The organism is Streptomyces sp. G45 (assembly GCF_049542095.1).
Taxonomy (GTDB): Bacteria; Actinomycetota; Actinomycetes; order Streptomycetales; family Streptomycetaceae; genus Streptomyces.
Window position 1 is genome coordinate 8,351,544 of record NZ_JBMUZU010000001.1, and the last position, 12,584, is coordinate 8,364,127.

At 71.8% G+C, this 12,584-nt stretch carries 14 protein-coding genes; 4 read left to right on the top strand and 10 right to left on the bottom strand.

What is annotated here, in order from left to right; genetic code table 11:
* From ACOBQU_RS35685 to ACOBQU_RS35720, 8 genes are all read right to left on the bottom strand, one after another.
* Positions 1-1,050: a hypothetical protein gene (locus ACOBQU_RS35685; RefSeq protein ID WP_423633124.1), complete on the bottom strand. Its 1,050-nt coding sequence runs from the start codon at positions 1,048-1,050 to the stop codon at positions 1-3.
* 61 nt (positions 1,051-1,111) lie between these two features.
* A complete protein-coding gene (locus tag ACOBQU_RS35690) occupies positions 1,112-2,062 on the bottom strand; it encodes a phage distal tail protein (protein ID WP_423633126.1) in 951 nt (316 codons plus the stop codon).
* Positions 2,063-2,071: 9 nt separating this feature from the next.
* The gene (locus ACOBQU_RS35695; RefSeq protein ID WP_423633128.1) at positions 2,072-3,238 is read right to left on the bottom strand and encodes a hypothetical protein; all 1,167 of its coding nucleotides are present in this window, start codon (positions 3,236-3,238) and stop codon (positions 2,072-2,074) included.
* 18 nt (positions 3,239-3,256) lie between these two features.
* Positions 3,257-3,397 carry a hypothetical protein gene (locus tag ACOBQU_RS35700; protein ID WP_423633130.1) on the bottom strand — a complete coding sequence of 47 codons (141 nt, stop codon included), beginning with the start codon at positions 3,395-3,397 and terminating at the stop codon, positions 3,257-3,259.
* Positions 3,398-3,840: 443 nt separating this feature from the next.
* On the bottom strand, positions 3,841-4,218 hold the full coding sequence (locus ACOBQU_RS35705) for a hypothetical protein (protein WP_423633132.1): 378 nt from the start codon (positions 4,216-4,218) through the stop codon (positions 3,841-3,843).
* A gap of 14 nt (positions 4,219-4,232) precedes the next feature.
* Complete coding sequence (locus ACOBQU_RS35710; RefSeq protein ID WP_423633134.1) at positions 4,233-4,535, bottom strand: hypothetical protein; 303 nt, start codon at positions 4,533-4,535, stop codon at positions 4,233-4,235.
* A 37-nt stretch (positions 4,536-4,572) separates the two neighbouring features.
* Positions 4,573-5,145 carry a phage tail protein gene (locus ACOBQU_RS35715; protein WP_423633136.1) on the bottom strand — a complete coding sequence of 191 codons (573 nt, stop codon included), beginning with the start codon at positions 5,143-5,145 and terminating at the stop codon, positions 4,573-4,575.
* Positions 5,146-5,223: 78 nt separating this feature from the next.
* Positions 5,224-5,631, bottom strand: coding sequence for a hypothetical protein (locus ACOBQU_RS35720; RefSeq protein WP_423633138.1), 408 nt, complete (start codon positions 5,629-5,631; stop codon positions 5,224-5,226).
* A 331-nt stretch (positions 5,632-5,962) separates the two neighbouring features.
* On the opposite strand from ACOBQU_RS35720, the gene ACOBQU_RS35725 reads away from it, so the two are divergent.
* Positions 5,963-7,003 (top strand): glycoside hydrolase family 5 protein, encoded by a 1,041-nt coding sequence (locus ACOBQU_RS35725; RefSeq protein ID WP_423633140.1) that lies wholly within the window; start codon positions 5,963-5,965, stop codon positions 7,001-7,003.
* Positions 7,004-7,096: 93 nt separating this feature from the next.
* Here ACOBQU_RS35725 and ACOBQU_RS35730 read toward each other — a convergent pair whose 3' ends face one another.
* On the bottom strand, positions 7,097-7,741 hold the full coding sequence (locus ACOBQU_RS35730; RefSeq protein ID WP_423633142.1) for a hypothetical protein: 645 nt from the start codon (positions 7,739-7,741) through the stop codon (positions 7,097-7,099).
* A gap of 95 nt (positions 7,742-7,836) precedes the next feature.
* Here ACOBQU_RS35730 and ACOBQU_RS35735 point away from each other — a divergent pair, with 95 nt between their 5' ends.
* Together ACOBQU_RS35735 and ACOBQU_RS35740 are read left to right on the top strand one after the other, a co-directional pair.
* Positions 7,837-8,478, top strand: a complete 642-nt coding sequence (locus ACOBQU_RS35735; protein WP_423633143.1) for a hypothetical protein — start codon at positions 7,837-7,839, stop codon at positions 8,476-8,478.
* A 49-nt stretch (positions 8,479-8,527) separates the two neighbouring features.
* Positions 8,528-10,309, top strand: coding sequence for a carbamoyltransferase (locus ACOBQU_RS35740; RefSeq protein WP_423633145.1), 1,782 nt, complete (start codon positions 8,528-8,530; stop codon positions 10,307-10,309).
* A gap of 104 nt (positions 10,310-10,413) precedes the next feature.
* Here ACOBQU_RS35740 and ACOBQU_RS35745 read toward each other — a convergent pair whose 3' ends face one another.
* The gene (locus tag ACOBQU_RS35745; RefSeq protein ID WP_423633147.1) at positions 10,414-10,869 is read right to left on the bottom strand and encodes a peptidoglycan-binding domain-containing protein; all 456 of its coding nucleotides are present in this window, start codon (positions 10,867-10,869) and stop codon (positions 10,414-10,416) included.
* Positions 10,870-11,203: 334 nt separating this feature from the next.
* Here ACOBQU_RS35745 and ACOBQU_RS35750 point away from each other — a divergent pair, with 334 nt between their 5' ends.
* Positions 11,204-12,313, top strand: a complete 1,110-nt coding sequence (locus ACOBQU_RS35750; protein WP_423633149.1) for a serine hydrolase domain-containing protein — start codon at positions 11,204-11,206, stop codon at positions 12,311-12,313.
* Positions 12,314-12,584: the final 271 nt, after the last annotated feature.

Below are 12,584 nucleotides of genomic sequence, written 5' to 3' on the forward strand. Positions count from 1 at the left end.
TCAGATGACCGGATCGACGCGGACGAAGCGGTTCTCGTACGAGGCCGCGTTCCCGGCGGTGCCCGAGCGGTAGGCGGCGATGGCGGTGTAGGAGGCGCCCGGAGTGAGCCCGCCGAGCGGGAAGTTGGCGTACGTGGAGGCGGCTCCGGGGCCGTTGTGGTAGGCGGCGTGGTCGTTCGAGGCCTCGTGCAGAAGGGCGCCGCCCGCCTCGGGGCGCACGTTCACCGAGAGCCACGCCTCCTTCCCTCCGTCACCCCACATGATCGCGCCGAACGAGACGTGCACCCAGCCCGACGCCGGAGCGACGAAGGTGAGCCCGAACGGGTTGGTCTGCACTTCGGTGAGGGTCTCGGTGTAGGACGCCGACGTGGTGGTCTTGCCGCGGTCGGCGCTGGTCTTGAGCATGGCGCTCGGGGCGTACAGCGTCCAGCGCGTGCCGTTCCAGCGTTCGAGCCGCCCGCTCACGTCCCGGTACTGGCCGACGTACGCCCCCTGCGCCCCGTAACCGCCGCCCGCGGGCAGGATGCCGCCCAGCGCGGCCGTGTACCGGCGCCGGTCTGCCAGGGCCGACGCCCACGTGATGCCCCGCGCCGCGGACGCGCCCGCCGCCACGGACACCTCGTACAGCAGCTCGGCGTTCTTCGGCAGGGCGGGCGGCACCGGCGCGCTGGCCGGGGTGCCCTGGACGATCTCCAGGACGGCCTCGTAGCGGCCCGACGCGTCGTAGTCCGCGTCGTGCACCCGCACCACGAGCGCGTCGATCCGGGGCAGCGTGGCGTGCCCGTCGGCGAAGGTGACCAGTGTGTCGGCGTCCACGGTCACCGGGTAGCCGCCCTGCGCGGCGGCCGAGGTGCCGGGCACCCACAGCCGCCCCGGGGACAGCCTGGCCTGCATGCTGGCGGCCGCCGTGCCGGTGAGCTGGAGGCCGCCGACGGCGCAGCCGCCCCGCGCGGTCAGCGGGCCCGACGCGGCCATCGGGAGGCTCGCGGCAAGCCGCGTGTCCTCCCTGGTCTGCCCCGTGGGCAGATGCCATGCGGAACGTATCGTCATCGCACACTCCAAAGGTGACGGGCGGTGGGTCGGGTGCGGCGCCGCGCCCCGGCGGCCGGGCTCACCAGTCGGCCGAGCGCCAGGCCACCGTGGCCGACGCCTGCTCCACGTCGCCGGACTCGGCCCGGAACGACAGCCGGGACGCGCCCGGGGCCAGGGTGAACGACTCCTCGGGGACGCTGCCCACGGTGGCCGTGTGGCGGCGCGAGGCGGTTCCGTTGAACAGCACCGTCCCGTCGGCGGTGTCGACCTCCAGGACGTCGCCCTGGGACAGCGTGAGGGCGTACTCGAGCCAGGTGCCGGTGTTGTGGTTGGTGAGCCGGGGCGTGGCGCACGGACCGGTGAGGGTGATCAGGGGGTGGGACGGGGCGCTGCCCGCGTTGTCCACCGTCACCTCGCCGATGGACCCCGGGGTTCCCCAGGTCAACGGCCAGGTCAGCGGCCAGGTCAGGCCCGGCTCGCGGCGCGGCAGACCGACCATGGCCCGGCGCACGACGCTCTCGTAGCGCCGGGGGTCCATGGCCTTCCACTGGAGCGTGGCCTTGCCGAGGCCGCCCGCGAGGAACTGCCGGTCCGTGGGCACCACGCGCTGCACGACCCGCGCCCGTACGGCGAGCGTCTCGCCGTACAGCCGCACCGCGAGCCACTGCTCCTCGTCCCGCACGGCGGTCGCGGAGCGCAGCGCGCGCAGGGCGGCCAGCGCCGCCTCGGGGCCGCCGCCCGGGTCGGGCGCGAGCCACACCTGCGCGGTCACCGTGCGCGGCTGCGCCCACTGCGTGCCGGGCCAACCGCCGTGCCCCGAGGGCCGGTTGGCGTCGGACGACTCCAGTCCCGGCAGGTCCTCCCAGCCGGTCAGGCCCTCCGCGGCGACCCAGTAGACGGTGCCGGGGCCGCACAGCAGCTCCGCCCACTGCACCTGCCCGTCCCTTTCGATCAGCGCGCCGGGCTCGTCGGCGGCCGCGTCCGGCGCGCTGTGGCCGTACGTCATCCCCGTGGTCGACCCCGTGGTCATCCGCACCCCTCACCCCCTGGCCTTCATCAGGAACATCAGCTCCTCGGCGGTCTGCCGGGCGCTGCCGCCCCGCGCCTCGTAGTAGTTCTCGATCACCACCGGGGCGCCGCCCCGGCCCTGCGGAGCGAGCGCGCCCCGCGCCCCCGGCCGGGAGCCCCGCGCGAGGAGGGCCTCAAGCCTGCTCAGCGGCAGCACCGCCTCGGCCTGGCCCGCCTCGCCGAGCACGGCCAGCGTGCCGCCCGCGCGGGGCAGCACCACGCCGCCTTGCGCCAGCGTGGGGATCGTCGGCAGATTGACCCCGAAGCTCTGCCCGCCGAACTTCGGCACCCACTTCGGGATGGTCACCTTCACCGTGTTCAGCGCCCGGATCGCCGAGTTGACCAGTCCGATCACCGCGTTGATGGGGCCGCGCACGGCGCCGAGCACGCTGTTGAAGACGCCCCGCGTGAAGCTCGCCAGGCCGTTCCAGGCCCGGTGCAGCCCGTCGCGCACGGCGCGGAACGCCGCCGGGATGCGCTCCCTGAGGAAGCTCAGGGCCGGGCGGATCACGGCCAGGATCGCGCGGATCACGGTCGTGATGATGGTCTTGTAGATCGTGAAGTACGTCTTGACGACGGTCCAGATCACCCGCAGGACCACCTGGAAGGACACCCTGATGGCGTTCCACGTCGTCTGCACGATCCGCCGGGCGACCCGCATCGTCGTTCCGATCACCTGCCCGATGACCTGGAACGCCGCCCGTACGATCCGCTGCACGGTCCTGGACTGCATCGCCATGTCGACGAGCTTGGTGATCAGCGGGAGCAGCAGCGCCATGACGGCGCCGAAGACGTTCGCCTTCATGGCGGTGTTCAGGCCGCGCTGGGCGGTGGTGACACCCTGGAGGCCGGTCTTCATGCGCCCCATCAGGCCGCCGCCGCGCGTGGCCGACTTCCCGGCGCCGTCCATGGCACGGTCGGCCCGCTGGGCGCTGCGGGCGGCGGCGTCGGCCTGTGTCTTGACGCCGCGGAAGGACTGGGCGGTGCGGTCGAGCCCCGCCTTGATCCGGGTCACGGCGCGGTCCGTGGACTGGATCGTGGAACGCAGCCTGCCGACCCCGGACTCGGCCTGCCCCGCGTTCGTCCTGAGGCCGCGGAAGCCGGAGGCGGAGCGGTTGAGGGCTTGGACGAGGGACATGGGTGCCTCCTGGGGCCGTCAGCCAAGCGCGTCGACGAGGCGGTTGATGCGGCGCTCAAGGCGATCGATGGCCTGTGACGCCTGGGTGAGGTTCTGCACGTTGGCCGTCTGCTGTCCGGAGCGCCTGCTCAGGCCGCCGCGTTCGGCGGCCGTCTGCACGCGCTGGAGCGCGCGGTCCGCCGTGGTCTGCGCCCGCCGTGCGAGGCCCTGGACGCGCTGGATGTCCGCGCGCAGCTGTTCGGGGTCTGCCCCTCAGCCGGGCCAGGAAGTCACCGATGAGGTTGACGTCCCTGCCCCACACGCGGACGTTGCCCTCCAGGAGCTTGAACGAGCCGGAGACGCCCGTGATCTCGCCCTTGAGGGCGTTGGCCTCGGCGTTGAGCGCCTGAGCCTCCGTCTTGAGGTCCTCCAGCTTCCACTCAAGGCCCAGAAAGCGCTTGACGGTCTCCTCCCTCTCCTTGGACGCCTTGATGACGGCCTCGACCTGCTGCCTGAAGTCCTCCTTGATGGGGCGGACCGAGCCACCGCCGGACGGCTCGTGGGGGGTCGCCATGGCACCTCCTCTCATGCGGTTCGGTACGTCGGCCGAAGAGTGCGGTACGTCAGCCGAAGAAGCGCGCCAGCTCGGCCGGGCCCGGGGCGGCGGGCCCGGCGCCGGGCGTAGCCTCCTCGTCGTCGGCGCCCGGCCGCGGCACCGGCCGCGGCGGCTCCGGTGCCGCCTCGTCCTCGTCGCGGTTGACGGAGGCGAACATCCAGTTGGCGATGGCCAAGTGGTCGACCACGGCGGCCAGCAGATGGTCCGTCAGGGACCAGTGCGCCGCCTCGCCCTCGTGCGCGTACCGGAACGCGCTGTCCCGCGGCAGGTGCCGGACGAGCACCGCGAGGCGCCGCGAGGACAGCTCGCCGCGGTGCCAGTCCAGCAGGTCGACCCCGTAGTGCCGCAGCAGATCCGCCTCCAGGGCCTCGGCGTGCTCCTCCACGAGCGCGCCGAGGCTCAGCCTTCCCCCACGCTGAGCCCGGTCTCCTCCCCGTACGCGTTCAGGATCGCCGCGACGTCCTGCACGCTCAGGTCGTGGTCGCCGAGCCGCTTGTACTGCTCGTCGCCGAGCAGCAGGGCGAGCAGCCCGTCCAGGTCGTCGTCGCCGAGGGCGGCGAGCGCCTGGGCGGAGCGGCGGGGGATCTCCGTGGGCAGCGAGAAGGTCTCGCCGTCGACCTCGAACTCCCACTTCAGGCCGAGCGATTCGAGGCGCTGGGCGCGCGCGGCGTTGACGTTGAACGGGCCAGACGTGCCGGACATACGGCTCCTTCGGGGCGTGCGGGGCGTGCGGGGGCGGCTACTTCGCGAACGCGGGGTCGTTCATGACCCAGGTGGCGAGGGGCTTGGTGTTGTCCACGGCGAGCGCGGTGAACGTGACGCCGAGCTTCACCGAGGCGGTGCGCGTGAGCTGCACCTCGTCGGTCTCGGTGACCTGGCCGCGCTCGATGACGAACCGGTATGTGATCTTCTCGCCGTCCGCGAACTCCACGCCGAGCATCCGCTCGTCCTTCTTGGGCTCGGCCGTCACCTCGTACCGGTAGACCTTGGAGCCCTCGGCGGTCTCCTTGACGGCGCCGCCGCCGAAGAAGAACGGCAGGGTGTCCTCGTTCAGCTGGAGCAGCGCGAACTTCACGGTGAGGTCGCGGTCGGAGTACACGAAGCGGGCCGGGCTGACCGACTGCCAGGTGTCCACCGGGTCGATCTTGTCCTTCTTGGTGAAGCGGATGCCGTCGGTGGTGGTGTAGCCCAGGTCGCGCCAACCGGGCGCCCATCCGGCGGTGACGTCGCCGGGCACCTGGGTGCCGAGGTCGGCGGTGAGGATGCGCCCCGTACCGGCGACGCGGATCTCGTTCGGGTTCATTCCGGGCATGCTGGCTCCTCTGGCTCCTCTGGCTTCTCGTGGCTCCTTCGGGCCGGTGCGGCGCGCCCGGTGGGGCGCGCGGGCGCGTCAGGCCGGGCGGATCGAAAGCCGGGTGGTGGACAGGTAGCGGCTGGCGGCCTGCCGGTTGTAGTCGGGGAGCCAGCGCGGTCCGTCGGCCTCGACGGCGTCGGTGACGCGAGCGCCGCCGTAGGTGGTGCCGCGCACGGTCAGCAGCGCCGTGCGGGCCGCGGTGGCCACCGTGTGGGCCGTCGGCTTGTCGGGGCCGTAGACCTCCAGGTCGATCAGGGGCTGGTCGAGGTGCTGGTCGTCGATCCACGCGCCGCCCGCCCGGGACACCAGGACGGCCTTCTGGGTGCCGTCGAAGCCCGGGGGAGTGCGGTTGTCCACGACGACCCCGGCGAGTTCCGGGCGGCTCTTGAGGTGATCGACGACGAGGCGTTCGACGTCCGGGAACGCGATGGGCGGATCACTCACGCGCGACTCCTTGCGTGGTCCGGGACGCTCATTGTGGGCGGGGTGCGATGGGGGTGCAATGTGCTTGCGGGAGAAAAGCGGTGACTGTGCATCGGAGTGTGATGCTCCGTCAATTGCCGTGTGATGTACGGGTGTTCTGGACGATCGGCATCCGCTGGGGGGCGGGGCGTTGCGCGGGGGAGGCGCCGAGGGGCCCGGTCGCGGCGCCGCTCGGCTCGGGGGAAGGCGCCGCGCCCGGCGTTTTTGCTTGTCATGAACCTTGCGGGCGGCTTCCGATCGCTGCTATCCATCAGACAGGAAAGTTTCCTAACCATCCACGGTTGGAGTTCCCATGAGACAAGGCCGCCTCGCCGCCGCCCTCGCCACAGTCCTCGTCACCGGCGCCCTCTCCGCCGCCGCGCCCGCCACCGCGAACCCCTCCGCTCCGAGCGCGGCGGCCGCGACCCCCGTCGCCGCCAACGGTCAGCTCTCCGTGTGCGGCACCAAGCTCTGCAACCAGAGCGGCAAGCCCGTCCAGCTGCGCGGCATGAGCAGCCACGGCACCCAGTGGTACGCGCAGTGTCTGACCGACGGCTCGCTCGACGCCCTCGCCGGTGACTGGAAGGCCGACGTCCTGCGCGTCTCCACGTACGTCCAGGAGGGCGGGTACGCCTCCAACCCGCGCAAGTTCACCGACCTGGCCCACAAGCTCATCGAGGAGGCCAGCGAGCGCGGCATGTACGTGATCGTGGACTGGCACATGCTGGACCCCGGTGACCCGCACGCCAACCTCTCGCGCGCCAAGACGTTCTTCACCGAGATCGCCAAGCGCCACAAGGGCAAGAACAACGTCCTCTACGAGATAGCCAACGAGCCCAGCGGCGTGAGCTGGTCGCGCGTCAAGTCCTACGCCGAGCAGATCATCCCCGTGATCCGGGGCATCGACGCGGACGCCCCGGTCCTGGTCGGCACCCGCGCCTGGTCCTCGTTCGGCGTCTCGGAGGGCGCGGACGAGAAGGAAGTGGTCAACAACCCGGTGAACGCGCGGAACATCATGTACACCTTCCACTTCTACGCGGACTCGCACCGCGAGGAGTACCTGGACACGCTCTCCCGCGCCGCCGACAAACTCCCCGTCTTCGTCACGGAGTTCGGCACCCAGAACTACGCGGGTGAGGGCTCCAACGACTTCGCCATGTCGCAGAAGTACCTGGACCTGATGGCAGCCAAGAAGATCAGCTGGGTCAACTGGAACTTCTCCGACGACGACCGCACCGGCGCCGTCTTCAAGCCCGGCACCTGTGACGCGAACGGACCCTGGACCGGCACCAGCAAGCTGAAGCCCGCCGGTGTCTGGATCCGCGAGCGCGTACGGACCGCGGACGACTTCTGAGCGCGACCGGGGGCCGGAGGCGAAACGTCACACCACCGCCCCGGCCCCCGGCCCCCCTATGGAACTCCCAGGAAACCGCGGGGCGTTCGGCGCTCAGAAGCCGCCCGACGCGTTGAACCGCGCGACGTCCTCGACGGTCTTCTCCAGGACCCCCTCGTCGGCGTCGGACACGATGGCGTGCCCCACTTTGCCGTACGGCCCCTCGGGCGCGTCCGGTGCGGAGTCGTAGACGATCTCGTCGAAGGTGAAGGCCCGCTCGAAGTCCCGCTGGGTCAGTCGGCCACCGGGCGCGCGGCGCAGCAGGACGTAGCCGTGGAAGCGCTCCGGTGCGGTGGCGTCGGCGGGCAGCGACGGCTCCTCACCGAGGGCCAGGCTGATCTCGGCGTCGAACAGGTCCACGCCGTACGTGAGCTGGTTGACCCGCGGAGACAGCGCCCCGGGCAGACGGATGGCGCACTCGCCGAAGGTCGGCCCGCCGTCCGTGGTGAACATCTCCAGATGGAAGACGCAGTCCGGCGCGCCCAGGGCGGCGAGCGCCTCGGCCGCCAGCGCCCGGGCCTGCGCGAACAGCGCCGGACGGCGGGCCGGGTCGAGGACGTGCGCGGCGAGGACCCCGCCCGCCACCGCGCTGAGCGGCGCGATGTGATTGCGGCTCAGGGACGACCAGCGCAGCCGTCCGCCGCTCCAGACGCCGTCGAGGTAGACCTCCGGAGCGTCGACGAAGGACTCGGCGACCATCGCGACGTCCGAGTGCGAGGGAGAGACGTCCGAGTGCGGGGAACGTCGTCCGGGCGCCCGGGAGAGGCGCCCGAATGTCCGGGAAAGGTGCTCGAATGCCCGGCAAAGGCGCTCTGGGCGCGCGCGTATTCGTCTTCGGAGCGCACGATGGCCGTGCGCTGAGAACCCGCTCCGGTCGCGGGTTTCAGGACGAAGGGTCGCCCGAGCTCCGCCACGAGTTCCGCGTACGGAGTTTCCCTGGACACATAGCGGCAGCGCGCCCGCTTCAGATGCGGCGGAAGTCGGCTCTTCTGGAGGAATTTGTCCCGGAAGAACAGTGTGGCTTTCGGGTCCGCATTCCCCGGAAGGCCCAGCTGCTGCCGCAGGAAGGCCGCCCCGAACACGCCCATCTCATGCACCGAAAGCGCCCCGGAAATCCTCTCGGGGTGCGCGGCGAGCACGGCCCGCAGGACTTCCTGGGCGTTCTCGATGTCGGCGACGCGGGTGACGTTCCGGTGCCGGGGCGGTGGGGTCGGCGCCTGCACCAGGTAGTGCGGGTCCAGGCCCCGGCGCTGGAGGGCCTGGTCGAGGTCATCCCAGTAACCGATAACCATGAGCGTCGGCACGTTCGCCTCCCCGAATTGCGGCTGGCGGAAACGATAAAGGATCGCCGGAGCCCACGGACCTGTGATGTGGATCACGGGTTGAAGGGTGAACTTGCCGGTGTCGCACGCCTATCCCTCGGCTCCGCCGCGTGAGTAGCCTGCTCTCCCTGTCGTGACGTCGCACAGGGGAGGCTGACAGCCCGTGATCGTGCTCGGATACAACGGATTCAGCAAGGGCGCGGAACTGTTCGGACGGCTCTACGGCGCGACCGGAATCGCCCGCAATCTCCTCGTGGGGCACGACGCGGCGGCGGCACTGTCCGTTGACGGAGAAGTGGTCGCGGCGGTCGAGGAGGAGCGGCTGACCCGGGTCAAGAAGACCTCCGATTTCCCGCTCAACGCCATCTCCTGGTGCCTGGAATCCGCCGGACTCACCTTCGGACAGGTCGATGTGTACGCGTTCCCCTGGCGCTTCTCCGACGCCGTCGCCGAGGAGATGATGGCGGAGATACGCGACGCCGCGATGCCGGTCGCGGCGAAGTTCGACGCGCTGCGGCGCCTCGGCGAACTCCACACCGACATGCTCAGCCGCGAGGCCGTCCACGCCGACTTCGTCCGGCGCACCGGCCACGAACTCGACCCCAACAAGCTCGTCCTGGTGCCCCACCACCTGGCCCACCTGATGTGCGGCGCCTACCTCGCCGGGGTTCGCGACGCCGCGTTCCTCATCAGCGACGGCCGCGCCGAGACCCTGTCGTCCGTCATGGGCGAGCTGCGCGACGGCGTCGTCCACCTCCTCGACGACGCGTCCGTCCCCATGACCAGCTCGCTCGGCGTGGCCTACGGCAGGATCACCCGCTATCTGGGCTTCGTGCCCAACAACGACGAGTACAAGGTGATGGGCCTGGCCGCGTACGGCCCGCCGCCGCGGCACAACCCGCTGCTCGACCGCTGCGTGACGCTGTACGACGACGGCACGTACACCCTCGACATCCCCGCGGCCCCCGACGCGTACTACGCCCTGTTCGACGACGTCTTCGGCGGCGACGGCGAGAAGCGCGAGGAGTTCGACTTCCGGGTCCGGGTCGCGGGCTGCGCCCAGCACATGGTCGAGGCCGTCACCGCACACCAACTGCGCAGACTGACCGCCGAGTCGAGCCTGGACACCCTGCTCTTCGAGGGCGGCCTCGCGCTCAACTGCGTGGCGAACACCAAGATGCTCCAGCGCTCGCCGTTCACCGGCATGGAGGTCAGCTTCGGCGCCAGCGACCCCGGCGTCGCCATCGGCGCGGCCGTGCACGCCGCCGGGCTCAGGAACCGGCCCGCCGACACCGTCACCACCCCCTACCTGGGCCCCTCCTACGACGAGGCACACATCCTCGACGCACTGGCCGCCCACGCGGACCGCGTCACCTGGGAGGAGGAGGCCGACTTCGCCGCCGTCGCCGCGCGGACGGCGGAACTGCTCGCCGGGAAGAACGTCGTGGGCTGGTTCCAGGGCCGCACCGAGTTCGGGCCGCGCGCCCTGGGCAACCGCAGCATCCTCGCCAACCCGGCCTTCCCCGACATCAAGGACGTCATCAACCTGCGGGTCAAGCACCGCGAGCCGTTCCGCCCGTTCGCGCCCGTCGTCCTGGAGTCCGAGGCGGCCCGTGTCTTCGCACTCGGCAAGAAGACCTCGTCCCCGTACATGACGTTCGTCTTCCCGGTCCGCGAGGAGTACCAGGAGCGCATCCCCGGCGCCTGCCACGTCGACGGCACCGCCCGCGTCCAGACGGTCACCGAGCGGCAGAACCCGCGCCTCGCCGGGCTGCTGCGCGCCTTCACCGCCCGCACGGACGTGCCCTGCCTGCTCAACACCTCCTTCAACGTGGCCGGGGAGCCCATCGTGTGCTCACCGCGCGACGCCCTGGAGTGCTTCCTCGCCACCGAGATCGACCACCTGGTCATCGACCGGTTCGTCGTCAGCAAGAAGGACCGCTGAGGGCCAGCGAGAAGGACCGCCGAGGCGCGCGGCCGGGCCGACGCGGGCGCCCGGCCGACCGCGCACACGTCGGCCGGGCGCTGGTGGTGCACGCTGTCAGCGGATCACAGCGCGCACTGGCTCTTGGGGTGGTACAGGCGGTACCAGGTGCTGTCGCCGACCACGTGGTCGACGCCCCCCGCGGTGCCGTTGCACCGCTGCACGTACCCCACGCCGCGGTAGGTGGCCTGGCCGTACTGGCCGTCCACGTCCAGGTACTCCGAGAACTTGCTGTAGTGGTTGATCAGGCACTGGACCTGCTTGACCTTGTTGCCCCGGTCGTTCGGGCGCACGATCGGGCGGGCCGAGTCCGAGATGTAGTTGCAGTTGGGCTCCCGCACGCTCGCCGGGCCCGACGCGTCCGAGGGCGCCGCCGATCCAGCGGGCGCGGCCGCGAGGGCACCGCCCGCCATGAGCGCCACGGTCGCGACGGCGGTCGCGAGGCGCCGGTGGGCCACCGACCCCTTCTGGTGGCTCACCGAACTCCCCTGCCGTCGGCCTGCCTTGGTCATCAAGAGCATGTGCTGGTTCCTTCCCCCTGTGGAGACTGTGGAGACGGCGGCCGGTGGTCAGTCCGGTCGCCGCCGTGTACGGGACACGCTGTACGGAACCGAGCTTCGGGGGCCGGGCTTTGTCCAGCAGCCCGTTCCCCGGCACGGGACAAAGACGGCGGGACGCGGCCGACGGCGGAACGGGACGGCCGAGCCGGGGTGTCAGGGCGCGCCCGCCCGGGGTGGTACGTACACCCCCGATACGGGGGACCGGCGCAGTGATCCCCCTCGGGGCTCCTGGCAGGCTCGGGGCAAGCGACCGAACGGCCCGCGTCCGCCGGGCCACGACCACGGGGGAAGTCCCATGCGCCGTACGCGCCTCGCCGCCACCGTCCTGCTCGCCGCCACGCTGACCGGGGCCCTCGCCCCCGCCGCCGCGGCCCGCGACCACGCCGTCGACCCGGTGCAGCGCCAGCTCGACCTGCTCGTCGAGCGCGACGGAGTGCCGGGGGCCCTCGCCCACGACGGGCGGACGACCTGGCGGGCCGGTGTCGGGGACCTCCGGACGGGCCGGGCGATGCCCGGGGCCGACGGCCGGGTACGGGTGGCCAGCAACACCAAGGCGTTCACCGCCACCGCCGTGATGCGTCTCGTGACCGAGGGGCGGATACGCCTCGACGACCGCGTCGGCCGGTATGTGCCGCAGCTCGCGGACCGCCCCATCACCGTACGCCAGCTGCTCAAGCAGACCAGCGGGCTGCCGGAGTACGGCACGCTCGTCGACTGGAACGACCCGAACGGCACGCCCGAGACGTTCCTCGCCCTCGCGCTCAAGGAGAAGCCGGTCTTCGAACCCGGCACCGACTGGGGCTACTCCAACACCAACTACCTGGTCCTCGGCATGGTGATCGACAAGGTCACCGGAACCGACTTCCGCACCTACATCGAGCGCACCGTCCTGCGCCCCCTCCACCTGCGCGACACCTACTGGCCCCGGCGCGGCGAGCTGACCCTGCGCGGCGAGCACGCCCGGAACTACGGCGTCCACCCCGCACACCCGGAGGCGGGCCGCGTGGACGTCACGGAGCTGCCCGGGTACGAGTTCGGCGCCTCCGGCGGGCTCGTCTCCACGCCCGCCGACCTGAACGCCTTCTGGGACGGCCTGTTCGGCGGGAAGCTGCTGCCGCGCTGGGCGGTGCGCCTGATGACCGGCGACACCACCGACGTCGGCGGCCGCGACGTGTACCCCCAGGGCAGCCGCTACGGCTACGGCGTCGCCTCCATCCCCCTGAGCTGCGGCGGCGCCTACTGGGGCCACGGCGGCGACCTCCCCGGCGACTCGGTGGGCGGCGGCCGCGCGACCTCCGGCCGCGGCACGGTCACCGTCTACACGACGACCTGGGCGGCGGAGGGCGACAGCCTGCGGCACCTCCAGGGGGCGGTGGACGCGGCGCTGTGCGCGGGGGACCGCTGACGCCGCGAAGCCGCCCGCTAGTCACCACGGCGACGCGCCCTCGCCTCGATGAGCGCGGCGACGAGGTTGAGGGCACTGGCGAGAACGGGGGCCAGGGCCAAGGCCAGGTTCATGGTGGGCTCCTCAGCGGGGTGGGCTGGTGGTCCCCGTAGGAGACGGGGGCGGAGGCCTGGCCGGACAGGGGTTCGGAGGGGCCCGGAGAAAGCGGCGAGTCCGCTCCGGGGCGGGGCGCGATCGTTCACACTGGCCCGAGCGGCATCCCGGCCGCCGT

Coding starts and splice junctions, on each gene's coding strand:
- ACOBQU_RS35745 (WP_423633147.1), bottom strand. CDS start 10,869: ATGCTCTTGATGACCAAGGCAGGCCGACGGCAGGGGAGTTCGGTGAGC.
- ACOBQU_RS35730 (WP_423633142.1), bottom strand. CDS start 7,741: ATGGTCGCCGAGTCCTTCGTCGACGCTCCGGAGGTCTACCTCGACGGC.
- ACOBQU_RS35715 (WP_423633136.1), bottom strand. CDS start 5,145: ATGCCCGGAATGAACCCGAACGAGATCCGCGTCGCCGGTACGGGGCGC.
- ACOBQU_RS35695 (WP_423633128.1), bottom strand. CDS start 3,238: ATGTCCCTCGTCCAAGCCCTCAACCGCTCCGCCTCCGGCTTCCGCGGC.
- ACOBQU_RS35725 (WP_423633140.1), top strand. CDS start 5,963: ATGAGACAAGGCCGCCTCGCCGCCGCCCTCGCCACAGTCCTCGTCACC.
- ACOBQU_RS35735 (WP_423633143.1), top strand. CDS start 7,837: ATGCCCGGCAAAGGCGCTCTGGGCGCGCGCGTATTCGTCTTCGGAGCG.
- ACOBQU_RS35750 (WP_423633149.1), top strand. CDS start 11,204: ATGCGCCGTACGCGCCTCGCCGCCACCGTCCTGCTCGCCGCCACGCTG.
- ACOBQU_RS35690 (WP_423633126.1), bottom strand. CDS start 2,062: ATGACCACGGGGTCGACCACGGGGATGACGTACGGCCACAGCGCGCCG.
- ACOBQU_RS35685 (WP_423633124.1), bottom strand. CDS start 1,050: ATGACGATACGTTCCGCATGGCATCTGCCCACGGGGCAGACCAGGGAG.
- ACOBQU_RS35710 (WP_423633134.1), bottom strand. CDS start 4,535: ATGTCCGGCACGTCTGGCCCGTTCAACGTCAACGCCGCGCGCGCCCAG.